General features: G+C 70.1%; 21 protein-coding genes. 10 read left to right on the top strand and 11 right to left on the bottom strand.

The annotated features are described in order from the left end of the window. Window positions 1-23 precede the first annotated feature (23 nt). Window positions 24-221 carry a DUF397 domain-containing protein gene (locus tag QF035_RS26995; RefSeq protein ID WP_307523168.1) on the bottom strand — a complete coding sequence of 66 codons (198 nt, stop codon included), beginning with the start codon at window positions 219-221 and terminating at the stop codon, window positions 24-26. Window positions 222-229: 8 nt separating this feature from the next. Next, window positions 230-1,081, bottom strand: a complete 852-nt coding sequence (locus tag QF035_RS27000) for a helix-turn-helix domain-containing protein (RefSeq protein ID WP_307523169.1) — start codon at window positions 1,079-1,081, stop codon at window positions 230-232. A gap of 240 nt (window positions 1,082-1,321) precedes the next feature. Here QF035_RS27000 and QF035_RS27005 point away from each other — a divergent pair, with 240 nt between their 5' ends. Beyond that, a complete protein-coding gene (locus tag QF035_RS27005) occupies window positions 1,322-1,738 on the top strand; it encodes an ATP-binding protein (protein ID WP_307523170.1) in 417 nt (138 codons plus the stop codon). 33 nt (window positions 1,739-1,771) lie between these two features. Continuing rightward, window positions 1,772-2,668: a hypothetical protein gene (locus QF035_RS27010; RefSeq protein ID WP_307523171.1), complete on the top strand. Its 897-nt coding sequence runs from the start codon at window positions 1,772-1,774 to the stop codon at window positions 2,666-2,668. 13 nt (window positions 2,669-2,681) lie between these two features. On the opposite strand, the gene QF035_RS27015 is transcribed toward QF035_RS27010, so the two are convergent. Continuing rightward, the gene (locus QF035_RS27015; RefSeq protein ID WP_307523172.1) at window positions 2,682-3,638 is read right to left on the bottom strand and encodes a helix-turn-helix domain-containing protein; all 957 of its coding nucleotides are present in this window, start codon (window positions 3,636-3,638) and stop codon (window positions 2,682-2,684) included. 71 nt (window positions 3,639-3,709) lie between these two features. Between QF035_RS27015 and QF035_RS27020 the strand changes: the two genes are divergently transcribed. The 5 genes from QF035_RS27020 (at window position 3,710) to QF035_RS27040 (ending at window position 9,894) form a co-directional block, all read left to right on the top strand. After that, on the top strand, window positions 3,710-4,762 hold the full coding sequence (locus QF035_RS27020; protein ID WP_307523173.1) for a saccharopine dehydrogenase family protein: 1,053 nt from the start codon (window positions 3,710-3,712) through the stop codon (window positions 4,760-4,762). 153 nt (window positions 4,763-4,915) lie between these two features. After that, window positions 4,916-5,662 carry a class E sortase gene (locus QF035_RS27025; protein WP_307523174.1) on the top strand — a complete coding sequence of 249 codons (747 nt, stop codon included), beginning with the start codon at window positions 4,916-4,918 and terminating at the stop codon, window positions 5,660-5,662. A 117-nt stretch (window positions 5,663-5,779) separates the two neighbouring features. Then, on the top strand, window positions 5,780-6,481 hold the full coding sequence (locus QF035_RS27030; protein ID WP_307523175.1) for a Crp/Fnr family transcriptional regulator: 702 nt from the start codon (window positions 5,780-5,782) through the stop codon (window positions 6,479-6,481). Between the two features lie 105 nt (window positions 6,482-6,586). Continuing rightward, a complete protein-coding gene (locus QF035_RS27035; RefSeq protein ID WP_307523176.1) occupies window positions 6,587-7,699 on the top strand; it encodes a hypothetical protein in 1,113 nt (370 codons plus the stop codon). Continuing rightward, complete coding sequence (locus QF035_RS27040) at window positions 7,696-9,894, top strand: hypothetical protein (RefSeq protein WP_307523177.1); 2,199 nt, start codon at window positions 7,696-7,698, stop codon at window positions 9,892-9,894. The genes QF035_RS27035 and QF035_RS27040 overlap by 4 nt, the downstream gene beginning before the upstream one ends. A gap of 71 nt (window positions 9,895-9,965) precedes the next feature. Here QF035_RS27040 and metG read toward each other — a convergent pair whose 3' ends face one another. After that, window positions 9,966-11,702, bottom strand: a complete 1,737-nt coding sequence (gene metG, locus QF035_RS27045; protein ID WP_307523178.1) for a methionine--tRNA ligase — start codon at window positions 11,700-11,702, stop codon at window positions 9,966-9,968. A 209-nt stretch (window positions 11,703-11,911) separates the two neighbouring features. Then, a complete protein-coding gene (locus QF035_RS27050; RefSeq protein ID WP_307523179.1) occupies window positions 11,912-13,648 on the bottom strand; it encodes a VWA domain-containing protein in 1,737 nt (578 codons plus the stop codon). 246 nt (window positions 13,649-13,894) lie between these two features. Between QF035_RS27050 and QF035_RS27055 the strand changes: the two genes are divergently transcribed. Beyond that, window positions 13,895-15,967, top strand: coding sequence for a PhoX family protein (locus tag QF035_RS27055; RefSeq protein ID WP_307523180.1), 2,073 nt, complete (start codon window positions 13,895-13,897; stop codon window positions 15,965-15,967). A 120-nt stretch (window positions 15,968-16,087) separates the two neighbouring features. Here the strand turns inward: QF035_RS27055 and QF035_RS27060 are convergent, their stop codons facing one another. Further along, a complete protein-coding gene (locus tag QF035_RS27060) occupies window positions 16,088-17,011 on the bottom strand; it encodes a LysR family transcriptional regulator (protein ID WP_307523181.1) in 924 nt (307 codons plus the stop codon). Window positions 17,012-17,238: 227 nt separating this feature from the next. Here QF035_RS27060 and snpA point away from each other — a divergent pair, with 227 nt between their 5' ends. Next, window positions 17,239-17,907 carry a snapalysin gene (snpA, locus tag QF035_RS27065; RefSeq protein WP_307523182.1) on the top strand — a complete coding sequence of 223 codons (669 nt, stop codon included), beginning with the start codon at window positions 17,239-17,241 and terminating at the stop codon, window positions 17,905-17,907. Between the two features lie 102 nt (window positions 17,908-18,009). Here snpA and QF035_RS27070 read toward each other — a convergent pair whose 3' ends face one another. Both QF035_RS27070 and QF035_RS27075 read right to left on the bottom strand, forming a co-directional pair. Beyond that, complete coding sequence (locus QF035_RS27070) at window positions 18,010-19,089, bottom strand: endonuclease/exonuclease/phosphatase family protein (protein WP_373466727.1); 1,080 nt, start codon at window positions 19,087-19,089, stop codon at window positions 18,010-18,012. Between the two features lie 165 nt (window positions 19,090-19,254). Beyond that, window positions 19,255-20,031 (bottom strand): alpha/beta fold hydrolase, encoded by a 777-nt coding sequence (locus QF035_RS27075; protein ID WP_307523183.1) that lies wholly within the window; start codon window positions 20,029-20,031, stop codon window positions 19,255-19,257. 77 nt (window positions 20,032-20,108) lie between these two features. Between QF035_RS27075 and QF035_RS27080 the strand changes: the two genes are divergently transcribed. Continuing rightward, window positions 20,109-21,431 (top strand): aminotransferase-like domain-containing protein, encoded by a 1,323-nt coding sequence (locus tag QF035_RS27080; RefSeq protein ID WP_307523184.1) that lies wholly within the window; start codon window positions 20,109-20,111, stop codon window positions 21,429-21,431. Here QF035_RS27080 and QF035_RS27085 read toward each other — a convergent pair. From QF035_RS27085 to QF035_RS27095, 3 genes are all read right to left on the bottom strand, one after another. Further along, window positions 21,346-22,230, bottom strand: coding sequence for a hypothetical protein (locus tag QF035_RS27085; protein ID WP_307523185.1), 885 nt, complete (start codon window positions 22,228-22,230; stop codon window positions 21,346-21,348). The two genes, QF035_RS27080 and QF035_RS27085, sit on opposite strands and share 86 nt — an antisense overlap. 129 nt (window positions 22,231-22,359) lie before the next feature. Then, on the bottom strand, window positions 22,360-23,220 hold the full coding sequence (locus QF035_RS27090) for an ABC transporter permease (protein WP_307523186.1): 861 nt from the start codon (window positions 23,218-23,220) through the stop codon (window positions 22,360-22,362). After that, window positions 23,217-24,272: an ATP-binding cassette domain-containing protein gene (locus QF035_RS27095; protein ID WP_307523187.1), complete on the bottom strand. Its 1,056-nt coding sequence runs from the start codon at window positions 24,270-24,272 to the stop codon at window positions 23,217-23,219. Before QF035_RS27095 ends, QF035_RS27090 begins: the two co-directional genes overlap by 4 nt. Window positions 24,273-24,529 lie beyond the last annotated feature (257 nt).

Here is a 24,529-nt window from a genome sequence, read left to right on the forward strand (position 1 = left end):
GGACTTGGCGTCCAGGGCCACTTTCATACGCGGCCGAGGGCGCCGGAGCGTATGCGGTGGAGGAGGTGGGAGAGGGGGGTGGGGGTGGTGACGAGTTCTATGGAGGGGGTGTCGCTCTCGCGGAGGTGGACGGCGTCGCGGGTCGATGCGAGTTCGACGCAGGCGTTGCCGTCGCCGCCACCGGAGAAGGACGACTTCTGCCAGTTGTCGGGGGTCGTCATGGTGCGCCTCACAGTTCCTTCGCCAGCCTGTGGATGAAGTCACGCGACCGTTCGGGTTCGAGTGATGCACCTTCCACTCTACGGAAGAGCGTTCGAAAACTGCCGAGTTGGGCTTCGGAGTCGACGAATGCCGAGCCGTGCGGTGCGTCCCGTACGACGGTGTCCAGTTTCGGAACGGCGCCGCCCGCGAAGACCATCGCGCTTCCGGCGTCGATGAATCCATCGAGGTCGAACGGGATGACCCGCACGGTCACGTGATCCGCTTCGGAGAGTTCCAGGACGCGGCCGAGCTGGGCCCGTGAAGCGGCGCGGCTGCCGACCCTGATGCGCAGGGCTGCTTCGTGCATCACTGCTGTGTACGGAGTGGGTTGCGCGCCCTCGATGATGGTGCGCCGCTTCATCCGGTGTTCAACGCGCAGGCCGAGCTCACTCTGAGGAAGCTCGGGCACTCTGTGTGAGAAGACCCCGTGGGCGTACTCCTCTGTCTGGAGCAGACCTGGCACGTACAGGCAGTCCACATCCCACCGAAAGGTGGCGTGGTGCTCCAGTTCGGACAGGTCCAGGAACGAGGTGGGCAGCAAGCCCCGGTACTCCTCCCACCAGCCGCGCGTGCGATCGGTGGCCATCGTGACCAGTGCCGCGATCAACTCTTCGTCCGCGCAGGCGTAGTGAGCGGCAAGACGACGTATGCGTGTCTCGCTCACGCCCGCGATGGCGTACTCGATCTGGCTCATCTGGACGGAGTCGGCTCCGAGCAGCTCAGCGGCTTCGCGGGCCTTCAGGCCTGCTGCTTCACGCAGTTTGCGCAGCTCGGAGCCCAGGCGTAGCTGGCGCGCGGTGGGCTGCCGTCGACGCGGCATGGCTTCCTCCTCGCCCCCCAACTGCAGGGAGGCAGTGACTCGTTCAGGGGGAAGATTACGGCAGCGACTTGCGAGGTCCTAATTTAAGGACCTCGCGTCAGTGACGCGACGCACACGCTGCGAAAGGTCCGGGATCTCCGGAAGCGCACCACTCCGTCCTGCCATGACGGCCGTGACACAGCCACCGCCCGCCACCCGCAGCCGCCCTCCAACTCCCCACACCTGAACCGGAGTTCACGCATGCCGCAAAACGCCACCGAGCCTTGGGAGTACACACTCCACATCCCCCACGACCCCCGCGCGGTGACGGTCTGCCGCCGAACCCTCCGCCTGATCCTCACGATTCACGGTCTGATCCGCCTCACGGACGTCGCCGAACTCCTCGCAACGGAGCTGATCTCCAACGCCGTACGCCATACAAAGGGCTCCGCCGCCCTACGCCTCCGCTGGCGCGACGGAGTACTCCGCATCGGAGCGTGGGACGCGAACCCCGAACCCCCTGACCCCGCGCCGGCGTTGGACCAGGCCTCCCTGGACGCGGAAACGGGCCGAGGTCTGACCCTCGTCCAGGCCTGCGCCGACGTCTGGGGCTGGCACCCGCTGGCCAGAGGTGCCGACCGGGGCAAGTACGTGTGGTGTGACCTCGGTGCCGCGTAGCGAGTTGATCACGTCGACAAGAAAGGAGACCCGATGGTCGGCTCGTCGCACGAGGCCCTGCACCGGATCTTCCAGAAGGACCCCGCGCTACTCACCCGCACGCTGCAACGCGTACTGCACATCCCGTTCCCCGAGCCCAGGGACATCGCGATCCTGAACGCGGACCTCACGGAGATCGAACCGATCGAGCGGCGCGTGGACACCCTGTTACGCGTGGAGACGGACGTGGGGACGTACCTCCTGGTCGTCGAGGCGCAGGGGAAGGTGGACGAGGGGAAGCGAGGCAGCTGGGCCTACTACCTCTCGTACCTGTACGCGAAGTACCACTGCGAGCCGATCCTGATCGTCCTCACCCAGACCAGTGCCACAGCCCGCTGGGCGGCCCGGCCCATCCGGTTCGGGCTGCCCGTCTGGAACTCGCTCACCGTACGGCCGCTGGTTCTGGGCCCGGACAACGTGCCGCTGATCACGGACGAACGCGGGGCCGCACAGGACGTGCCGCTCGCCGCGTTCTCGGCGATGACACATGGCAGGGGCCCGCAGTCGGCAGCCATACTGGAGAGCCTGGCAGCCGCTCTGCAGACCATCGACCCCGACACCGCGGCGGTCCTCGCGCAGTTCACCGAGTCATGCCTGGTCGACCCCCAGGCGCAGCAGATCTGGAGGGACCTGATGACGGCGATCAACTACTTCTTCCGGCACGAGGTCGCTGAGAAGGTGCGGGAGGAAGGCCGGGAGGAAGGCCGGGAAGAGGGCCGACTTGAGGACCGTGCCGAGATGACCCTGAACGTTCTTGAGTGGCGGGGCATCGAGGTTCCGGATTCGGTGCGCGAGCGTGTGCGCGCCTGCAAGGACCTGGAGCAGCTCGAACTCTGGGCACGGCGAGCGGTGCACGCGACCGAGGCGGGGCAGCTCTTCGAGGAGAGCTGACACCGGCGTAGGCCTAGCCTCCCGGCCGCGGGGACGACGAGCGGAACGTGCGGCGGTACGTGTCCGGGGGGACGCCGATGGTGCGGTTGAAGTGGCGGCGCAGGGTTGTGGCGGTGCCCATGCCGGTGGCTGTGGCGATGGCGTCGATGCTGTTGTCGGTGGTTTCCAGGAGTTCCTGGGCGCGGCGGATGCGTTGGGTGAGAAGCCACTGGAGTGGGGTTGTGCCGGTTGCCGCTCTGAAGTGGCGGCCCAGGTTGCGGGAGCTCATGCGTGCCTGGCGGGCCAGGTCCTCCACGGTCAGTGGGTGGTCGAGGCGGTCGACGGCCCAGGGGAGCAGGTCGGCGAGCGGGTGGTCGTCCCGGGCGGGGACCGGAGCGGTGACGAACTGAGCCTGGCCGCCTGCCCGATGCGGCGGCACGACCAGGCGGCGGGCGACGGCGTTGGCGACCGACGAACCGCGGTCGAGGCGCACGAGGTGCAGGCACAGGTCCAGCGCGGCGGCCTTGCCCGCGGAGGTGAGCACGCTGCCGTTGTCCACGTAGAGCACGTCCGGGTCGACCTCCACCTCTGGGTAGCGGGCGGCCAGGACGTCGGTGTGCGCCCAGTGCGTGGTCGCGCGCCGCCCGTCCAGCAGACCGGCGGCGGCCAGTACGAACGCGCCCGTACAGAGCGAGGCCACGCGCGCGCCCGCCTCGTGGGCGGCACGTACCGCGTCGATCAGGTCGGCGGGCGGATCCTCGTCGACGTCCGCCCAGGCCGGGACGATCACGGTGTCGGCGCTGCGGAGGTGGTCGAGACCGTGGTCGGGCTCCAGCCTGAATCGTCCGACCTGCACGGCGGCCGATCCGCAGACGGACACGTCGTACCAGGGAGCGGCCACGCCGACCGGCGCCGCGTCGAACACCTCGTACGCCACGGACAGTTCGAAGTGCAGCATCCTGTCGGTGACGGCCAGCGCGACAGAGCTCATGTCCGGAATTGTATGGGGTGTGTCGTTCCGGACACTCACGGTTGGGCGCCCGCCTCCGACAGGATGTCCGTATGAGATCAGAGGCGGGGTCGGGGCAGACGGTGGCGGTGTTCGGTGCGTACGGGCACACCGGGCGGTTCGTGGTGGCGCAGTTGCTGGAGCGCGGGTTCGTCCCGGTTCTCTCCGGCCGTGACGCCGGCCGGCTGGGGGAGGTGGCGGCGGCGTACGGTCCCGGGCTCGACGTCCGGCCGGCGTCGGTCGACGACGCGGCCTCGCTCGACCGGGCCCTGGCCGGCACGGCGGCCGTGATCAACTGTGCCGGGCCCTTCGCCACCACCGCCGCGCCCGTGATCGAGGCGGCCCTGCGCGCCGGGATCCCGTACGTGGACGTGGCGGCGGAGATCGAGGCCAACGTCGACACGTTCGCGCACTTCACGGACCGTGCCCGCGCCGCCGGAGCCGTGATCGTCCCCGCGATGGCCTTCTACGGCGGCCTCGGCGACCTGCTCGTCACCGCCGCGATGGGCGACTGGACGACGGCCGACGAGGCGCACATCGCGTACGGCCTGAACAGCTGGCACCCCACACCCGGGACCCGCGAGGCGGGCAGGATCTCCGGGGAGCGGCGCAACGGGCGGCGCGTCCGCCACACGAACGGGAAGCTGGAGTACCACAGCGACGCCCTGCCCACCCTGAAGTGGCCCTTCCCCGAACCGATGGGCACCCGGGCCGTCATCGGGGAGTTCACGATGGCCGACGTCGTCACGATCCCCAGCCATCTGACCATCCCCGAGGTGCGCACCTACATGACGGTCGAGGCGGCCGGGGACCTGGCCGCCCCGGACACCCCGGCACCGTCCGCGGTCGACGAGCACGGCCGCTCCGACCAGACCTTCCTCGTCGACGTCGTCGTCCGCTCCGGCGAGACGGAACGGCACGCCGTGGCGCGGGGCCAGGACATCTACGCCGTCACCGCGCCGCTCGCGGTGGAGGCGGTCCACCGCATCCTCACCGGCCGGACCCGCACGGTCGGCGTCGCCTCGGCGGGCGAGATCTTCGATGCCTCGGAGCTTCTGCGCGCACTGGCGCCGCACATCTCCGTGGAAGTGGAAGTGGGTCAGTAGCGAACCCGGTCGCCCGGTCGGCTCGGCGGCCGGTCGAGGGCGTACATCCGTCGCGCGGGAACACCTGGGCCGGTCTCGCCGTTCTTGTCTTTGAGTCGGGCGGCCGCCACGCGTGGCGGTACGACCCGAACCCGGCTATCGATCCCGAGTGCCATGTCCCGTTCCCGAGCACTTTCCGGCGCGCTCACGGGCGCTGTCGTCGCGCTGCTCCTGGGCTGTTCCAGCGAGACCGTGCCGACGGGAACCTCCGCGAAGCCTCCACGGGACACGTCCACGACGGCCCAGGTCCCGACGGCTCCCGCCACCCCGGCCCCGCCCCCGTCCTCCGCGAGCCCGGCCCCTCCGAAGACCGAGACCGAGACGGAGACCGATACCGATACTCGGACCCGGACCGCCCGGCTCGCCATCCCCGCGATCGGGCTCAAGGACCTGCGCGTCGTCCCGTACGAGGGGACGACCGACGACTGGCCGGGCACCCGGATCCAGAACGGTGGCGCCGGAGCCAGCCCGTACGGGAGCACGGGCGGGGTCGGGCCCGGTGAGGTCGGAAACTACCTAGTCACGGCCCACCGGCTCTCCGCCGGCGGCCCGCTGCGCGACCTCCCGGCTCTCGACAAGGGCGACTCGGTCGTCGTCACGTCCGGCGGCACGGTGTACGAGTACGAGATCACCGGCACAAGGGAGACCTCCTTCCGCTCCGAGCGCTCGCTCGCCGAACAGCGGGCGGCGGTCCCGGGCTTCCCGGGCAGAAGCCCCACCCAGGCCATGATCACCATCTCCACCTGCGCGACACCCGAGGACAACGCGGCCGGAAACTTCTGGCGCGACGACAGAGGCAATCCCGAACACCGCATCGACAAGATCGGCGTACTGACCGAGGCGGGTGGCCGGACGCCGTAGCCTCCTCGGGAGTGCACTGAAGGGTCCGGGTCTCCTCCAGGACCGGGACCGGGACCGGTGTCGCTGGAGTCCTCGTCAGGGTGGCCGGTCCGGAACCGGCCCCGTACGGAGGTGAATGTGAGGGAGCACAGCCCCTTCACGGAGGATGAGTTGCGGCACATCTGCGATGCGGGGCGTCGGCGTGACTGGGAGCGCGGGGAGCCGCTGATGCACGAGGGGTCCCCGCCGGACAACGTCATCCTGATCGAGGACGGCCTCGTGAAGATCACGACGGAGACTTCGAACGGCTACACCAGCGTGCTCGCCATCCGCGGCCCCGGAGAACTGCTGGGGGAACTGTCCTGCGTCGACGGCGGTCGGCGGTCGGCCACCGCCACCGCGCTCTGGGACGGTCGGGGAGTGGTCGTGACGGCCGAGCGGTTCCGGCAACTGTTGGCACAGCAGGGGCCGCTGGCTCTCGCGGTGCTGCGCAGCGTCGCCGGGCGGCTGCGCCAGTCCGACCGGCAGCGCGGCGAATACGGCGCCTATCCGGCCGGAACACGCATCGCCCGGGTGCTCGCGGACCTCGCGATGCGCCACGGCGAGCCCGTGCCAGGTCCGTCCGATGCCGATGCCGATGCCGATGCCGATGCCGATGCCGGATCCGGATCCGTATCCGTACGGATCACCCAGAGGGAACTGGCGGGCGCGGCCGGCACCTCGCGCGAATCCGTGGCACGCACCGTGCGGGCCCTGCAGCAGGACGGACTGGTCACCGTCGGCCGGGGGCGCGTCGTGATGCGGGATTCGCGGGCGCTGCTGAGATGGAGAGGCGAGTGAAGATCCGGTAACAGGGTGGGCGGAGTGGCCACGGACGCCTCACGAGAGCCGACAGGGTGTCAACTGACACTGTCGGCAAGGTAGTTGTGCGGTATCCAGTTACGCATGTTGAGTTCCACAGCGCGTCATTCGGCGCGGTATTCCCTGATCGTCATCCTCGACATCGAGGGCTTCGGACGACGGACGGACCCGGATCAGGCATGGCTCCGTGAGCGGTTGCGGGCCGTCGTGACCAAGGCGCTCCACGCCGCCCGCATCGAGGAGCCGCCGTTGGAGGACCGCGGCGACGCCGTGCTCCTGATCCTCCCCGGCACGGTGCCCAAGACCGATCTCCTGGGAGGTTTCGTCCGCACGCTCGTGGGCGAATTGCGGGAGCACGCCCGCAGCCACACCGGAGACAGGGAGATGCGGCTCCGCGCGGCCTTCCACGCGGGCGAGGTGGCCCGCCACGGCACGGGCTGGGTCGGTGCGGACCTCAACACCGCCTTCCGCATCGCGGACATGGAGCCGCTGCGGCAGGCACTGGCCGGGGCTCCCGGGGCGGTCCTGTCCCTCGCGGTGTCCCACGTCCTGCACCAGGGAGTGATCCGTCACCGTCATCCGGGCCTGGCGGACGCCGAGTTCGCCCCCTTCGTACTGTCCGCGAAGGAGCTCCGGGACGAGAAGGTGTGGATCAGGGTTCCGGGTCGGCCGGTGTCCCTGGACCCGCACGCGCCCGCCGCATCCGGGACTCAGGGTCACGGACCGCGTGCCGCATCGCGGGAGCCGTCGGTTCCACCGGTCCCACCTTTTCCGCCCATGCCTCCGCGGCCGTCGGCCGGCAGCGGCAACCCCGGCAGCGGCAACCTCGGCATCAGCGCGACGAACGTCACGGTCACGGGCGTGGGCGTGAACCACGGCGCGGTCAGCCAGTCCTGGACGTCCACGACCGGCCCGGACCCCGACGGGACAGCCGGCCTCCTTCGCGAACTGTCCCGGCTGCGCACCGACTTGAAGGAAGCTCGTCGGCGGGACCAGATCGACGACTTCACGTTCCAGGCCGCCGACGAAGAACTCCAGACCGCGGAGCAGAACGCCGAGACCCGTCACGAGGAGGGCCGGGGCAGGCTGCTGCGCGCGCTGATGAGCCTGCGGGGCATCGTCGCGGACACCGCCGCGCTGGCAGGCCTCGTGGCGACCGTCACACAACTCATACAGCTCGTGAAAGGCCAGGCATGACACCGGGGAACCAGGGAATCCAGGCACTGGACGTCAACGTCCATGGTGTCGGGGTCAACCACGGTCAGGTCAACCAGTACGTCATCGGGGAGGACGCCACCGCCGAGGAAAGGCTCGAACAGGGCGTACGAAGCCTGCGGGCGGGGATGCGGGACAGGGCCGAGCAGCTGATCGCCGAGGCGGTCGAGCGCAGCGACACACCTTCGCCGGAAGGGCTGTACTACTGGGCACTGTCCATAGTGAGCCGCCGCTCCCCGGAGGACCTCACGGACGAGGACTGGCACAAGCTGCGCCACGCCCTCGACCTGCTCAGGGACGACCCCGGGGAGTACGGTGCGGCGGGCCGGGCCCTGCACGAGTTGATGAAGGCATCGGTCGGCCCTTCTCGGACCGGCGAGCCGGGAAGCCGCCTGGACGCCACGCTGCTCCTGGAGACTCTTCCGGACGACGAGATCCGCGCCCAGCTCAAGGACCACCTGAGGTACCTCCTGCGCGGCATCGAGCGGGACTCCCTGGACTCCGAGGAAGCAGGGGAGCTGGGCGAACGGCTCGCGAAGAACCGGAAGGAGAGGGCGCCGCTCTTCTTCACGCCGGATCCCGTGCTGCAATGCCCCCTCCCGCCCGAGGAGCCGAAGATCGATCCGGCGATCGCCGGCCTTCTCGGCGGTATGGGCGCGGTCCTCGGTGTCCTGCTGCTCATCGTGCAGATCCCGGACGACCTCCTCGACAACGAGAAGTCCGTCGCCTGGCTCGCGTTCACGACGGGGTGCCTGGCGCTGGCGTTCGGCGTACCTGAATGGCTGCGGTCGGCCGTCCGAGACGCTCGGCGCCGCGAGTGGCAGGCCGACCCCGACGGCAAGGTCGTGTTCGACCAGGAGCAGAACCCGTTCCGTCGGCAGGGGGCACGACTGGGCGCGGTTCTGATCAACAACAAGCAGTGGCGTGAGGAGCGGGAGCAGCGGGCCAAGGAACGGCGGAAGACGAAGAAGGCGAGGTTCCGCCGTACCGTCGAGGCCATCGTGCAGGACCGGTTCCTGGACTACGAGCCGAAGGGCTCCGAGAACGCCAAGCAGTGGCGGCGGCACACGGAGCGCGCGCGGCAGGACCTCATCGACGACCTCACCCATCGCCACTGGCGGACCGGCGCTCCCGGTGCGCTCGACTGGCTGATCCAACTGCGCGCCAAGGAGATCGGGGGGCGGCACGTCGACCCCGCGCAGGTGCGGTTCGAGGAGGGCTTCCGGCGCGTCAGGGGCCTCTGCGCGCTCCTCGGGGTCGGCCTGCTCGCCGTCACCGTCGTGCGGATCATCCCGGGCCGGGCTCCCGACGACGGATTCATGGCTGCCTCTCTGCTCGTGGTCAGCGTGGCGGGTATGTCACTGTCCGCTCGCCACTACGCCCGTTTTCGGGCGTACCGACGCGACAGGAAGCAGTACGAAGACGATCTGCTGGAGCGTGAAAGATGGCAGAACGAACTCAGGCTGGGCCGCCCGGGTGACGAGCAGATGGCCCGCTGGTACGACCTGGACCAGCGGTACCTGCGCAGGGAGGTCCTCGCCGAACACCGTATGGAGCACCGCGACATCCTCTTCAGCTTCTTCCTGGTGGAAGGCGTCCCGGGGTGCGTCCGGGCCAAGGTCAAGAACGGTCCGCCGCGCTACTCGCAGTACCGGCAGACGTTCTACGTCCTGACCTCCAGCGGGGTGTGGGTGAGCGCCTGGAACGTGGACTTCGCCACCGGCGAGCACGACGGCCGGCAGGACACGGTGTTCCGCTACGACGCCATCAGCTCGGTGACGGTGGAGTCGGTCGGCGTCCGCTCCGGCGACTCCCTGCGGGAGATCGTCGCCCTCTCCGAGGACGGAGCGCTGCGCGATGCCGGGGAGGAGGACGGCCTGGTGCTTCACGAAGCGCTGCGGCTGGCCCTGCACAACGGGCAGCGGCTGACCGCGTTGCTGGAGAACTACGAGCAGTTGTACGACTCCGACCACGAGGACCGCGTGCAGCTTCGCCGTCTCGCTCTGGAGTCGTCCGGCATCACGGCCGGGTTCCGGATCCTGACCGCACTGGCCACCGAGGGCAGGAAGTGGTTCGCGCAGCGGCGGCAGCGGTCGTACCAGGCCTTCGTGGGCTCCGGCCCCCTGGACGGCGACCATCCGGTCGCCGAGCCCCCCGTCCTGCTGCTGTCCGAGTAGGACGGGTCGGTGGCCGGCCTGCCACGGGGGACAGGCCGGCCACCTCGGCTCAGACAGACCCTAGGCCAGGCCTAGGCCGCGGCTTCGCTGCCGAAGCGCTCCTTGTACGACTCCACGTCCTCGTCCGTGATCTTGGCGAAGAGGACCGGGGGAACCGTGAAGGGGGTGCCGGCGGGGAGGAAGGTCAGGGACTTCGCCTCGGCCGCCGTCGCCCAGGTCGCCGTGTCGTCCGGCAGGGCGAACGCCGAGCGCATCGCCTTGGAGGAGGCCGGGATGAAGGGTTCGGAGATGACCGAGTAGAGGTGGATGAGGTTCATCGCGACGCGGAGGGTGAGGGCCGCGCCGTCCGGGTTGGTCTTGATCTCCAGCCAGGGGGCCTTCTCCTCCAGGTAGGAGTTGCCGGCCGACCACAGGGCGCGCAGGGCGGCCGCGGCCTTGCGGAACTGGAGGGCCTCCATCTGGGTCTCGTACTCCGAGAGAAGGGCCGCGATCTCCTCGCCCAGCTTCGTCTCGGGCTCGCCCGCCTCCGCGCCCGCCGGGACCTCCTCGCCGAAGCGCTTCTTGGAGAAGGAGAGGACTCGGTTGACGAAGTTGCCGAGGGTGTCCGCCAGGTCCTTGTTCACCGTGGCCGTGAAGTGCTCCCACGTGAAGGACGAGTCGTCCGACTCCGGGGCGTTGGCGATCAGGAAGTAGCGCCAGTAGTCGGCGGGGAGGATCTCCAGGGCGTGGTCGGTGAAGACGCCGCGCTTCTGGGACGTGGAGAACTTTCCGCCGTAGTACGTCAGCCAGTTGAAGGCCTTGACGTAGTCGACCTTCTTCCACGGCTCGCGGATGCCGAGCTCGGTGGCGGGGAACATCACCGTGTGGAACGGGACGTTGTCCTTCGCCATGAACTCCGTGTAGCGGACGGGGTTTTCGCCCTGGTCGGACTCGTACCACCAGGACTTCCAGTCGCGGTTCTCCGGGTCCTTGTCGGACCATTCCTTCGTCGCGCCGATGTACTCGATCGGGGCGTCGAACCAGACGTAGAAGACCTTGCCCTCGGCGGCCAGCTCCGGCCAGGTGTCCGCCGGGACCGGGACGCCCCAGTCGAGGTCACGGGTGATCGCGCGGTCGTGCAGGCCTTCGTTCAGCCACTTGCGGGCGATGGAGGAGGCGAGCTGCGGCCACTCCGGAGCCTTTTCGGAGGTCCGCGCCACCCACTCCTCGACCTCGTGCTGGAGCTTCGACTGGAGGAGGAAGAGGTGCTTCGTCTCCCGGACCTCCAGCTCCGTCGAACCGGAGATCGCCGAGCGGGGGTTGATCAGGTCGGTCGGGTCCAGGACGCGGGTGCAGTTCTCGCACTGGTCGCCGCGGGCCTTGTCGTAGCCGCAGTGGGGGCAGGTGCCCTCGACGTAACGGTCCGGGAGGAAGCGGCCGTCGGTCGGCGAGTACACCTGGCGGATCGCGCGCTCTTCGATGAAGCCGTTCTCGTTCAGGCGGCGGGCGAAGTGCTGGGTGATCTCGCGGTTCTGCGGGCTGGAGCTGCGGCCGAAGTAGTCGAAGGCCAGCTCGAAGCCGTCGTAGACCGCCTTCTGGGCGTCGTGGGCCTGGGCGCAGAACTCGTCGACCGGCAGGCCCTGCTCCTTAGCCGCCAGTTCGGCCGGGGTGCCGTGCTCGTCCGTCGCGCAGATGTAGAGGACGTCGTGGCCGCGCTGGCGGAGGTACCTGGCGTACACGTCCGCCGGGAGCATGGACCCCACCATGTTGCCCAGGTGCTTGATCCCGTTGATGTACGGAAGGGCGCTGGTGATGAGGTGTCGAGCCATTGCGGGCTGCTCCCAGGTCGTTACGTGGGGTGACGGTTCGGTGGGTGATGCTTCGATCGTCGACCGTCTTACGAACCTTGAAATCGTAGCCGACATGGGTGGGCCGCCCGCTCCCCCTTTTAAGGGGTGGGAAGCGGGCGGCCCGGTGGATGCTGCTGGGTGTTCCTGGGTGCGTTCCTTGGTGCGTTCCTTGGTGCGTTCCTGTGGGGCTACGGGCGCCAGTTCGCCAGTACGCCCTCGTAGACCTCCGTGTCCGTGAGCTCGCGCGGGGTCGGGCCCGCGTGGAAGAACGCGGTGTTGTCCGTCTTGAGCTTGCGGAGGTAGTCGAAGGCCTTGTTGTCCTGCTCGCCGAACGCGATGAAGGAGAAGAAGACGCCGGGGTGGTTCTTGGCCGCGTCCGTGAGGGACTGGGTCGCGGGGGTCTTGGCGTCCGGGGCGCCGTCCGTCTGGAAGATCACGAGGGCCGGGGCCGTGGGGGCGTCCGACTTCTCGTGGTGGGTGAGGACTTCCTGTACGGCGGCGTGGTAGCTCGTACGTCCCATGCGGCCGAGGCCCGCGTGGAGTTCGTCGATCTTGTTCTCGTGGTCGGGGAGGGCGAGTTCGCCGGTGCCGTCCAGTTCGGTGGAGAAGAAGACGACGTGGACCGTGGCGGTGGGGTCCAGGTGGGCGGCCAGGGCGAGGGTCTGCTCGCCGAGGGCCTGGGCGGAGCCGTCCTTGTAGTACGGGCGCATGCTCGCGGAGCGGTCGAGGACGAGGTAGACCTTGGCACGGGTGCCGGTGAGGTTGTGCTTTTCGAGGGTCGAGGTGGCGGCGTTGTAGGCCGTGAGTAGGCCGGGGGCGTGGGCCTTGACCTGGGTGAGGGTGGTGGCGGGGGCCGCCTCCCCGGACTCGGCTTCGCCTTCGTCCGCGTCGGTTTTCCCACCCGCACCGCCCGTGACGCTTTCGTCGCCGGCTGCGAGTGGCCCTTGTGGGGCCTGACCGCCGTCGGCGGCGATGGGCTCCGTGATGGGCTCCATGGTGGGCTCGGGTGCCGGCCCTGCGGACTCGGCTTCGCCTTCGTCCGCTTCGGATTTCCCACCCGCACCACTCGTGACGCTCTCGTCGTCGACTGCGAGTGGCCCCTGTGGGTCCTCATCACCGTCGGCGGCCGCGGGCTCGTCCGCCTGCGCGGTGACGGGCTCGGCCTCGGGGGTGACCTCGGCAACCACGGGCTCGGGTGCGGGGACGGCCTCGGCAACCACGGGCTCGGGTTCGGGCTCGACGACCGGCTCGGGCTCCGGGGTCACGTCGGCGGCGACGGGCTCGGGCTCGGCCTCGACCTTGGCCTCGACCTTGGCCTCCGGCTCGGCGTCGACCACGGGCTCGGGCTTCACCTCGGCCTCGGGCTCGACGACCGGCTCGGGTTCGACGACGGCCTCGGCCACGGGCTCGGCCTTGGCTTCCACGACGGGCTCGGCCTCGGCCTCGACAACCGGCTCGGGCTCGGCTTCCACAACCGGCTCAGCCTTGGCCGCCGGCTCGGTCTCGGCGACCGGCTCCGCCGCAGCCGTCTGCTCTGCCACCGGCTCTGCCTCAACCACCGGCTCTGCTGCCGGCTCGGCCTCTGTCACCGGCTCGGTCTTGGCCTTCTTGGCAGGCTCGGGCTTGGTTTCCGGTTCTGTCGTCGGAGACGCCTGCTTCGGGACCGTCACATTGTCGAAGGCCGCCGAAACCAGGTCCTCCACCACTGAGGCCTTGGGCTCGGTGGCGGGGGCCGGCACCGTGGCCTCCGGCTGAGCCGGCTCAGCCGGTGAGTTCGGCTCGGCCGCCGTAGGCACCGGCTCGGGAGCCGTCTCCTGTCGGGCCGCCGGCACGCTCGGCTCGGCGGCAGGGGTGGCGGCAGCAGCGGCAGCGTCCCCCTTGCGTGACTTTCCGAACGCATTCCGCAGGCGGGTGAGAATGCCCATGTGCGCAACCCTTCGCATGAGTTGGTTCCGTCAATCCCTGGCCAGGACGGACACGTAAGGTTAGCCGCAGGATTTGGAGATCTTGGGCAGGGTCGATTATGGCCTCCAAGTTAGGTTCCCCTTACCTCCCCTTTGCCTCGACCCCCCTGCGGACGGCGGGGGTTCACCCCTCGTTCACCTCATGGCTGCGCCCGCGAACGTGCGTGCCCATAGCGTCACGCCGGACACAGACATAGGGGAGGGAACGTGCGCAACCTGCTGCCGTTGATCGGCTCGACCGGCTCACACCCGGGCGGCCGGTCCGAGATGACCTGTCGGTACCGCTGTGGTGACGCCTGCTTTCACCCGGCGCCCAACACCAGCGCCAACGAATACGTCGGCGACGTCATCGCCGGAGCGCTCAGCCGCCGTTCCATGATGCGCGCGGCAGCCGCCGTGACCGTCACCGCCGCCGCCGGGGGCGCGGTCGTCGGTGCGGGCGCGACCCCCGCCGCCGCCCAGGCCCCCGAGGGCACGCCCGCCGCCTTCGCCGGCGGCAAGGCTGCCCGCGGCCTCCGCTTCACCCCCGTCGCGCCGAACACCGCCGACGCCGTGACCGTCCCGGAGGGCTACGGCCAGAACGTCGTCATCCGCTGGGGCGAGCCCATCCTGCGAGGCGCCCCGGCCTTCGACCCGGACAAGCAGACCGCCAAGGCGCAGGCGGGCCAGTTCGGCTACAACTGCGACTTCCTCGCCCTGCTCCCGCTGCCGGGCGAGCGCGGCCGCCAACTGCTCGTGGCGAACCACGAGTACACGGACGAAGTCCTGATGTTCAAGGGATACGACCCCGCCAACCCCACCCGCGAGCAGGCGGAGATCGCCTGGGCCGCCCACGGTCTGGGCGTCGTCGTGGTCGAGGAGGACCGGAAGAGCGGCAGGCTCACCGCCGTACCCCGCCACCACCTCAACCGCCGCGTCACCGCGACCACCGAGTTCCGGGTCACCGGCCCGGCGGCCGGCTCGAACCTCCTCAAGACCTCCGCCGACCCGACCGGCAAGAAGGTCCTCGGCACGCTCAACAACTGCGCCGGCGGCCAGACCCCCTGGGGCACGACGCTGCACGGCGAGGAGAACTTCAACCAGTACTTCGCCAACGCGAGCCGTCCCACGGACGCGCGCTACGGCATCGGCACCGGCGCCACCGAGCGCAAGTGGGAGCGTTTCGACAAGCGCTTCGACGTCGCCCAGGAGCCGAACGAGGTGCACCGCTTCGGCTACATCGTCGAGCTGGACCCGTACGACCCCACCTCGACGCCCCGCAAGCGCACCGCGCTCGGCCGGTTCAAGCACGAGGGCGCGACCATCCGTCTCACGGACGACGGCCGCCCGGTCGCCTACTCCGGTGACGACGAGCGCTTCGACTACATGTACAAGTTCGTCGGCAGCAAGCGGATGCGCCACGGCAACAGCCGCTCCGCCCGCGAGCACAACCTGACCCTCCTCGACGAGGGCACCCTCTACGTCGCCAAGCTCACCGGCGACTCCCCGGCGACCGAGATCGACGGCACGGGCAAGCTCCCGGCGGACGGTGAGTTCGACGGCAGCGGTACGTGGATCCCGCTGGCCACCGCCACCGCCAAGGGCGCCGTCTCGCACGTCGAGGGCATGACCGCCGAGGAGGTGTACGTCTTCACGCGCCTCGTCGGTGACAAGGTCGGCGCCACGAAGATGGACCGCCCCGAGGACATCCAGCCCTCGCCGCACAGCGGCAAGGTCTACGTCGCCCTCACCAACAACACCAACCGCGGTGTCGGTTCGAACGCCAAGGCGGACGAGGCCAACCCGCGCAACGCCAACAAGCACGGGCACGTCCTGGAACTCACCGAGCGCCGCAACCGTGCCGACGCCCTGACCTTCGCCTGGTCGCTGTTCCTCGTCGCGGGCGACCCGAAGGACCCGGCCACGTACTTCGCGGGCTTCCCGAAGGACAAGGTCAGCCAGATCTCCTGCCCCGACAACGTGGCCTTCGACCCGCACGGCAACCTGTGGATCTCCACCGACGGCGCCCAGCTCGGCTCCCACGACGGCCTGTTCGGCGTGGCCACGAAGGGCGACCGCCGCGGTGAACTGAAGCAGTTCCTCACCGTGCCGAAGGGCGCCGAGACCTGCGGCCCCATCGTCCAGGACCGCCGCGTCCTCGTGGCGGTCCAGCACCCGGGCGAGATCACCGGCGCGACCGTCGAGAACCCCGCCAGCATCTGGCCCGACGGCCCCGGCAAGATCGTCCGCCCGGCAGTGGTAGCGGTCTGGCGCAAGGACGGCTGCGACATCGGCACCTGACCCACACCAGGGGGTGCCCTCTCCAAGAAGAGGGCACCCCCTGGTGCTTTTGTCTTTCAGGGGCGCGGGGAACTGCGCGACCAGCCCCCACCGGGCCCGCACCCGACACACGACCGCACCTCAAACACCCACCCGATCCAGCCACTCCCGATACCCCGGCGCCTCCCGGGCAACCTCCGAGTACGCCTCCCACAGCCCGGGAAAAACAGAGTCCAACTCCCCCTCCGTACGCGCCGCGAGCAAAAGCCGCACACCCAGCGGATCCCCCTGAATCCGCCGGACGGCCATCGCCGGCCCGGGCTGACACGTCGGCTGGCACACCGTGACGACCTCACCGGTCGAGACGAGTGACGCGGCCGTGTGGTAATCCCCGTGCAGCACACGGGGATTGAGCCCCGCCGCCCGCAGCATCCGGTGCACCGCGTCCCACTCGCCGTCCACCGTGGGATCGATCATCCAGCGGTCCTCGGCCAGGTCGGAGAGCTGAACCTCCGAGCGCGCGGCCGCCGGATGGTCGGCGGGCAGGGAGACGAACTGCGGCTCGCGTTCGACCAGGACGCGCATGGCGAGCCCTTCCGGCACCCGCAGCGGACAGCCCTCCACCTCGTGCACGTAGGCGACGTCGAGGCGGCCGTCGGCGAGCATGCGCAGCAGCGCGTTCGGGGAGACGTCCATCTGCAGGACCGGCTCCCGCTGCCGCGCGCGAAGCCGTCGCAGCCACCCCGCGAGGGCGCGGCTCGCGGTGGAGCCGATCCGGAGCTGGGGACCGTCGTCGTCCTTCGCGGCGGCCCGCGCCTCCGCGACCAGGGCACGCATTTCGGCCACCAGCGGGCGGGCGCGGCCCAGGACGATGCGGCCGAGCGGGGTCGGCCGGCAGCCGGTGCGTTCGCGGAGGAAGAGCGGGCCGCCGAGCTCCTGCTCTATGCGCTTGAGCTGGGTGCTCAACGAGGGCTGGGCCACGCCGAGTTGCCGGGCCGCCCGGTGCAGGCTGCCGGTGTCGGCGATGGCGCACAGTGCGCGGAGGTGCCTCACCTCGAGCTCCATGCGGTGAGCCTAGGACGGTCGCACGAGCCGCACCAGACGCACAAACCCCAACCGAAGGGGGCGAGTTGGGTCGGATACTGATCGGTAAGTGATCAATGATCGACCATTGATGATTGTTTCCGACCGGGTGATAGCTGCGTCCTATCTCCGATTGCCATCATCACAGCTGCCCCACAGACACAGACACTCACCGATGACGACTTCACCCCCCACTCAAGGAGTCATCGATGCGACTGTCCACCCGTCTGTCCACACCCGTTCTCTCGGCCGCGGTCGGGCTCGGTCTCACGGCCGCCGTGCTCGGGGCCGTCCCGGCCTCCGCGGCACCCGCGCCCGTCGCCCCGGCCGCCCCCTTCGCGGGTTACAACGGTTCCGGCGAGGAGGCCAAGGCGAACAAGGCCTTCTTCGACGCGGTGCTGAAGTCCGTGGCCGAGAAGCGTGCCGCGAACCCGAAGGCCGCCGCCGTCACCGTCGTCTACAACGCCTCCTCCGCGCCCTCCTTCAGCGCCGAGATAGCCCGCAGCACCCAGATCTGGAACAGCTCCGTCTCGAACGTGAAGCTCCAGTCCGGCTCCAACGCCGACTTCACGTACCGCGAGGGCAACGACTCCCGCGGTTCCTACGCCTCCACGGACGGGCACGGCAGCGGCTACATCTTCCTCGACTACGCGCAGAACGAGCAGTACGACTCCACGCGCGTGACCGCCCACGAGACCGGGCACGTGCTCGGTCTCCCCGACCACTACACCGGGCCCTGCAGCGAGCTGATGTCGGGCGGCGGCCCCGGCACGTCCTGCACGAACGCGAACCCGAACGCGGCCGAGCGGGCCCGCGTCGACCAGCTGTGGGTCAACGGCCTCGCGAAGGCACTGGCGAAGGTGAACCAGGACCGGTAGGTCCCCCTGGATGTACCACCCACCCCCCACTGACGTGGGCCGTCCCTCCTGCACAGGGGCGGCCCACGTCGCCTTTTCCCGACCGTGTCGCCACCCCTGCCCCTACGTGCTCTTGAAGAGGGTCAGGTCCACGACGAGCGCCCGGTGGTCCGTGTCTCCGAAGTCCAGGAAGCGGGCCCTGTTCGCCGAGAAGTCCCGGGACACGAGGACGTGGTCGATCTGGGCGCCGAGGGGCGGGGCCGTTCTGGCCGGCCAGCTCGGCGTGCGGGCGTCGCCTGTGAGGCGGGCGGCGTCCCCGAAGCCGACGTCCAGGATCCGGCGGAAGGCCGCGTGGTCCTGGGAGGCGTTGAAGTCGCCCGCGAGGACGGTGGGGCGGGTGCGGTGCGCCGCCGCGTAGTCGCGGAGGTCGGACAGTTCCTCGCGCCAGGTGGACAGGTGCGTCGGCAGCGGCGGCATGGGATGGGCCAGTTGGAGCCTGATCTCGTGGCCCTTCACATCGGCCGTGGCACCGGGCATGCCCATCGTCGCGGGGATGCCCGCGGCCGGCTTGAGGGGATGGCGGCTGAGGATCACCGAACCGTCGGAGCCCGCGCCTTCCACCACCTGCCGATAGGGATAGGACCCCTTGCCCACGGCACCGCTCCCGGTGTCCTCCCCGGCCTCCCCGCCTGTGTTGTCCCCCTTGCTCCCCGTGTCCTTTCCGAAGGCCTGCTCCAGCTTCTCCTCGCACCCGTACTCGCATTCCTGGACGAAGACGAGGTCGGGGCGCTGGTCCCTGATCGCGTCGATGAGTTCGTCCGTGGCCTGGCCGAACTCGACGTTCGAGGTGAGTACGCGGAGTTCGGCGACCGGGGCGCCCTTGGGCTGCGACGTCTTTCCGTACGGCTCGATGTACCAGGCGAGCGCGGCGAGCACGGCCACGCTCCAGACGAGCCCGAGGCGCCAGCGGGTGAGGGCGGCGAAGAGGAGGGCGACGGTGGTGGGGGCGAGGAGCCAGGGCAGGAACGCGAGCAGTTGCGGTACGGGGGTGATGCCGTCGGTGTCCGCGATGCGGCACCCGACGACTGTGCTCACGCCGGCGAGCAGGAGTGCGGCGAACCAGGCGCCGGCCCGGCTTCCGCCGTGGCGTGACACCGGGACGTCGTCCGTCCACTCGTCCGTCTCAGCCGTTGCGCTGCGCAAATTCGCCCCCTTCCGTTTGCTGGATCCTCCCTTAAAGACGGGGGATGTGGGGGGACGGTTCAGGGCTGCTGCCGGGTGCGGGTCCGCTTGGGCTGGTCGCGCAGTTCCCCGCGCCCCTGAAAGAACGGGCTGCGCCCCTGTTCCTTCAACCCCCCTTCCCCGTACTCAAAGACGACGCAGAAGCGCGGCCAGAGCCGCGTTGAACTGCTCCGGCTGTTCCAGGTTCGGCATGTGGGCCGCTCGCGGGACGACCCGGAGCGCGGAGCCCGGGATCCCCGCGTGCATGTCCCGCGCGTCCGCCACAGGCGTGTACTCGTCGTCCTCGCCGACCACCACCAGCGTCGGAACGGTGACGCGGGTCAGCAGTTCGCGGTAGTCGGGGCGTTCCGCCCGCCCCCGCAGGGCGGCCGCCGCGCCCTCGGGGGACGTGGAGGTCATCATGCGGTGCACGTGGGCCGCCACGTCCGGGTGGGCGTACGGGGCCACCATCCTGTGCAGGACCTCGTCGGCGTACGGCCGCATGCCCTCGCGGAGCAGGCGGTCGGCCATGTCGTTGCGGGACTTCTTGCCGGCCGGGGTCTCGGCCGCCGGGAACGTGTCCGCCAGGACCAGCGCCCGGACGCGCTCGGGGAACTGCCGGTAGCACTCCATGACGATCTGGCCGCCCATGGAGAGCCCTGCCAGCGCGAACTCGCGTACGCCCAGGTCGTCGAGGAGGGCCGAGATGTCCTCCGCGAATGTGGCGAGCGCGGTCACCCCGGGCACCACCGGGGACCTGCCGTAGCCGCGCAGGTCGGGGGCGATCACCCGGCGGTCCGGGGAGAAGGCGGCGATCTGCGGGGCCCACATGGTGCGGTCGAAGGGGTGGCCGTGGATCAGGACAAGGGGCACGGAGGTTGAGGCATGCGCGCCTTTGTCCTCGTACAGGAGGAAGGGAGCCATGTTCAGGACCCTAGATTCAGGGAACTCCTCGGTGCAATAAGATCTTTGCTCTCGGTGCAATCCAGGGAGGGGTGGGCGTGGAGGACTATCGGCGGATCGCCGACCGGCTGGCCGAGGAGATCCTCACGGGGCGGCTGAAGGCCGGTGAACGGCTGCCGCCGCAGCGGGTGTTCGCGAAGCGGCGGCGCATCGCGGGGTCCACCGCCGGGCGCGTGTACGGGGAGTTGGTGCGCCGGGGCCTGGTCGTCGGGGAGGTCGGGCGCGGCACCTTCGTACGGGCGGCGCCGGTGCCGTCGGGGCGGGCCCTCGCCGAGCCGGCGACCACGGCGGTCGTCAATCTGGAGCTCAACTACCCGTCCGTGGAAGGGCAGTCGGAGCTGCTGGCCGGCGGACTCGTGCCGCTGTTGCGGCCCGATGTGCTGGGGGAGGTGACCCGTGCGGTTCCCGCCACCGGGACCGCCGCCGCGCGCGAGGCCGCCGCCGGGCTGCTGGCCGGATCGGGGTGGCGGCCCCACCCGGAGCAGCTGCTCTTCGCCGGGAACGCACGGCAGGCCATCGCGGGCGCGCTCGCCTCGCTGGTACGGCCCGGCGGGCGGGTGGGGGTCGAGGCACTGACGTATCCGCTGGTCAAGGAGATCGCGGCGCGGATCGGGTGCGTGCTCGTACCGCTGGAGACGGACGGGGAAGGGCTGCTGCCCGGGGCCGTCGCCGCCGCCCACCGCTCCGCGCCGCTCTCCGCCCTCTACGTCCAGCCGACCCTGCACAACCCCACCTCGGCCACGATGGGGGACGCGCGCAAGCGTGAACTCGCGGAGGTGGTTCGGGAGTTGGGACTGCCGGTCGTGGAGGACCGGATCTGGTCGTTCCTGCACGAGGAGGGCGTGCCGTTCGCCGCGTACGCCCCCGAGCGCGTCCATGTCGTCGACGGGCTGTCCAAGCGGGTCGCGCCCGGGCTCACCGTCGGGTTTCTCGTCGTGCCCGAGGGGCGCGTCGAGGCGGCGGCCGGGGCGCTGCGGTCGGGCGGGTGGACGGCGGGACGGTTCGCGCTGGAGGCGGGGACGCGGTGGATCCAGGACGGGGTCGTGGACCGGCTGGTCGCCGACCGGCGCGCGGACGCCGCCCGGCGGCAGCGGGTCGTCGCGGAACTGCTCGACGGATTCGCCGTACGCGCCGACCCGTCCGCGTACTACGCCTGGTGGGAGCTGCCGTCGCCGTGGCGCGCCGACACCTTCACGGCGGCCGCGGCGGCGCGCGGGATCGCGATCACGCCGGGGCCCGTCTTCGCGGTGGGGGCGCAGGCGGCGCCGGACGCCGTCAGGCTCGGGCTCGCGTCGGTTCCGGTGCCGGCGCTGGGGCAGGCGCTGCGGACGCTTCGCGACGTCGCGCGTGGTGGTCCATGAGCCAGGTCGTGGCGGCGACGGTGAGGCCAAGGGCCAGGATGAACCAGGTGGCCGTGCGAAGGGTTGAGGTCAGGGCGTCGTAGACGGTGCCCGCCGCCGCCCGGGAGACATGGGTGGGGAGGTCGGCGAGCGTCAGGGCGCGGCCGATGACCGTGGCGAGGGCCAGCAGGGCTGCGCCCAGGGCCATGCCGAGTGCCGTGGCCGTGACGGCCTGGCGGCGGCGTACGGCCAGCAGGATGCCGCTGACGGCCAGGGCGACCGCCGCGAGCGGGAGCCAGAAGCCCGCGATCTCCAGCACGTGGAACCCCTTTCGGAGCGTGCTCAGCTCCTGGGCCTCAAGGACAGTGACCTCGGTGTGCTCGATGGGGATGCGGTTCGCCAACGGCACCCGGTCGTAGGACAGCTGGGACTTCAGCTGCTGGGTGACGGGTGCCAGGTCGAGCGTGACGGCGCCCTCGCGGCTGCTGCGCAGGGCCCGCAGGACGGCGTCGTGCGCGGCCCGGTTCGCCGTGTTCCAGGCCGCGCGGAAGGCCTCCGTACCGGTGAAGGACCGCACCGCCCTGCGCACGTACGCGCGGACCTCGCTCTCCAGCGGTCCGACCTCGATCTGGTTCATGACGCCGTCGGTGACCGAGTCGGCGATCGCGCTCTGGACGTCGGGCCCGGCGGCGAGGGGCGCCATCGTGTCGACGTACCGTCCGGTGTCGCCGATCTCGTACTTCGCCCATGCCGAAAGCCCGCCCAGCGGCACGAGGACGCAGGCGAGCACGATCAGCACCGCCGAGAGGACTTTCCGCACCCCTCAAGGAAGAACCCCGGCCGTGACCTCCGCCATCGGGGCACGGCCGGGGTGACTGCATCCGGGCCTGGATTGCGTTCTTCCGGGGGACAACGGGCCCCCGGGAGAGCGTGTGGTGGTGGAACCGCGCTACTTGCGGTTGTAGAGCCGCATCGTCACCGGGCCGAAGACCGCGACCAACAGTCCGGCCCAGCCCAGCGACCACGCGATCTCCGCGGTCGGCCAGGAGCCGTCCATCAGACCGCGCACCGCCGAGGACAGATGCGTGATCGGGTTGTTGTTGACGAAGGCCTGCAGCCAGCCCGGCATCGTCTCGGGGCGGACGAAGATGTCGCTCAGGAAGGTCAGCGGGAAAAGGATCATCATGCTGACGCCCATCACCGACTTCTCCGTGCGCAGCAGCAGGCCGAACATCGTCCACACCCAGGAGAAGGCGAAGGAGAAGATCAGCAGGAGGACCACCCCTCCGAGCACTCCCTGGAAGCCGCCGTCCGGGCGGAAGCCCATGATCAGGCCCACCGACAGCATCACGACCGACGCCATCGCGTAGCGCAGGGCGTCCCCGAGCAGATAGCCGACCAGCGTCGACGGACGCCAGATGGGCAGCGAGCGGAAGCGGTCGAAGACACCCTTCTCGATGTCGATGTTGACCGCGAGACCCGTGTACATCGTGATCATGGTGACGGACATGACGAGGATGCCGGGCAGCAGGTACTGGATGTACTCGCGCGGGGAGCCCGCCAGGGCCCCGCCGAACAGATACGTGTACATCAGCACCAGCATGATCGGGAACGCCGTCACGTCGAAGAGCTGCTCGGGCACGTGCTTGATCTTGAGCATCGCGCGCCAGCCGAAGGTGAGGGACGTCCGGATCGCGTTCGGCCGCGGCGGGCGCTCGGTGGCGACGAGCAGCGCGGCCAGGCTCTCGGTACTGACCGGCGCGAGGTCGGCGGTGTCTGTGCCGTTGGTGGGCTTGGTCGCGGTGCTCATGCCGTGGCCTCTTTCGTCTGCTGCTGTGCCTGCTTCGTCGGCGGCTGGGGTGAGGTCTCTGCGTGGTCGGACTTGCCGGTGAGGGCGAGGAACACCTCGTCGAGACTCGGCTGGCCCAGGGAGAAGTTGTCGACGGTGATGCCCGCGTGGGCCAGCTCGGCGAGGGCACGGGACGCCTTCTCGGCGGCCCCGGCCCCGTTCGAGGAGCCGTTGCCGACCCGGGCCGTCAGTGCCACCGGGTCCGGCTCAAGCTGGACGTCCGCGTCGAGGGCCTGCCTCAGCAGCCGCTCGGCGTCCGGCCGCTGGTGCGCGTCCCGCAGCCGTACGTGCACGGCTCCCGCGCCCACCGACGCCTTCAGCTCGCCCTTGGTGCCCTCGGCGATGACCTTGCCCTTGTCGATGACGGCGATCCGGGCCGCCAACTGGTCGGCCTCGTCCAGGTACTGGGTGGTGAGCAGGACCGTGGTCCCCTGGGCGACGACCGCCCGCACGATCTCCCACACCTGGTTGCGGCTGCGCGGGTCAAGGCCCGTCGTCGGCTCGTCCAGGAACAGCAGGTCGGGGGTGTTGAGGATGGACGCGGCGATGTCGATACGGCGCCGCATGCCGCCCGAGTAGTTCTTCACCTGGCGGGCCGCCGCCTCCGACAGACCGAAGGCGTCGAGGAGCTGGGCCGCCCGGTCGTACGAGGCCTTCTTGCTGTGGCCCGTCAGCCGCGCCAGCAGCACGAGGTTCTCCGTGCCCGTCAGGTCCTCGTCCACCGAGGCGTACTGCCCGGTCAGGCTCACCCTGGTCCGTACGGCGTCCGCCTCCCGTACGACGTCGTGGCCGAAGACGTGGGCCTCGCCGCCGTCGGGGCGCAGCAGGGTCGCCAGCATGCGCACGGTCGTCGTCTTGCCGGCTCCGTTCGGACCGAGCAGGCCGTACACGGTGCCGGCCTCGATGCGCAGGTCCACGCCGTCGACGGCGCGGTTGTCGCCGAAGGTCTTCACCAGACCCGCGGTCTCGATGGCCGGCCCGGCCCATTGGTCGGTGCGGTTCTTGCTCGTCATGTCGGTCCGCCCATCCGCGTCGTTCTCTCGTGCCTGCTGTCGGTTTTCGAGGTCTTCGAGATCTTGAGGTCTTCGAGGTCTCTCGCGGCGCTTCCGTAGCTCTCAGGGTGCGTCCGCGGGGCCCGAAGAGCATCGGTCTGTCGACGCAGTCCTCGATCGGTCTCGAGATGCAGACCCTGGGACGCACGAAAACTCATCGGCGGGGAGGCAGGAGATTTCTCCGTCGTTCTCCCTGGGCTCCGGTGGAGGGTTCACCC

It is taken from the genome of Streptomyces umbrinus, from assembly GCF_030817415.1.
GTDB classification, from domain to species: domain Bacteria; phylum Actinomycetota; class Actinomycetes; order Streptomycetales; family Streptomycetaceae; genus Streptomyces; species Streptomyces umbrinus_A.

Excerpts from the sequence above, each read along its gene's own strand:
- QF035_RS26995 (WP_307523168.1), bottom strand. The coding sequence starts at position 221 with ATGACGACCCCCGACAACTGGCAGAAGTCGTCCTTCTCCGGTGGCGGC.
- QF035_RS27000 (WP_307523169.1), bottom strand. The coding sequence starts at position 1,081 with ATGCCGCGTCGACGGCAGCCCACCGCGCGCCAGCTACGCCTGGGCTCC.
- QF035_RS27005 (WP_307523170.1), top strand. The coding sequence starts at position 1,322 with ATGCCGCAAAACGCCACCGAGCCTTGGGAGTACACACTCCACATCCCC.
- QF035_RS27010 (WP_307523171.1), top strand. The coding sequence starts at position 1,772 with ATGGTCGGCTCGTCGCACGAGGCCCTGCACCGGATCTTCCAGAAGGAC.
- QF035_RS27015 (WP_307523172.1), bottom strand. The coding sequence starts at position 3,638 with ATGAGCTCTGTCGCGCTGGCCGTCACCGACAGGATGCTGCACTTCGAA.
- QF035_RS27020 (WP_307523173.1), top strand. The coding sequence starts at position 3,710 with ATGAGATCAGAGGCGGGGTCGGGGCAGACGGTGGCGGTGTTCGGTGCG.
- QF035_RS27025 (WP_307523174.1), top strand. The coding sequence starts at position 4,916 with ATGTCCCGTTCCCGAGCACTTTCCGGCGCGCTCACGGGCGCTGTCGTC.
- QF035_RS27035 (WP_307523176.1), top strand. The coding sequence starts at position 6,587 with ATGTTGAGTTCCACAGCGCGTCATTCGGCGCGGTATTCCCTGATCGTC.
- QF035_RS27040 (WP_307523177.1), top strand. The coding sequence starts at position 7,696 with ATGACACCGGGGAACCAGGGAATCCAGGCACTGGACGTCAACGTCCAT.
- metG (WP_307523178.1), bottom strand. The coding sequence starts at position 11,702 with ATGGCTCGACACCTCATCACCAGCGCCCTTCCGTACATCAACGGGATC.
- QF035_RS27050 (WP_307523179.1), bottom strand. The coding sequence starts at position 13,648 with ATGGGCATTCTCACCCGCCTGCGGAATGCGTTCGGAAAGTCACGCAAG.
- QF035_RS27060 (WP_307523181.1), bottom strand. The coding sequence starts at position 17,011 with ATGGAGCTCGAGGTGAGGCACCTCCGCGCACTGTGCGCCATCGCCGAC.
- snpA (WP_307523182.1), top strand. The coding sequence starts at position 17,239 with ATGCGACTGTCCACCCGTCTGTCCACACCCGTTCTCTCGGCCGCGGTC.
- QF035_RS27075 (WP_307523183.1), bottom strand. The coding sequence starts at position 20,031 with ATGGCTCCCTTCCTCCTGTACGAGGACAAAGGCGCGCATGCCTCAACC.
- QF035_RS27090 (WP_307523186.1), bottom strand. The coding sequence starts at position 23,220 with ATGAGCACCGCGACCAAGCCCACCAACGGCACAGACACCGCCGACCTC.
- QF035_RS27095 (WP_307523187.1), bottom strand. The coding sequence starts at position 24,272 with ATGACGAGCAAGAACCGCACCGACCAATGGGCCGGGCCGGCCATCGAG.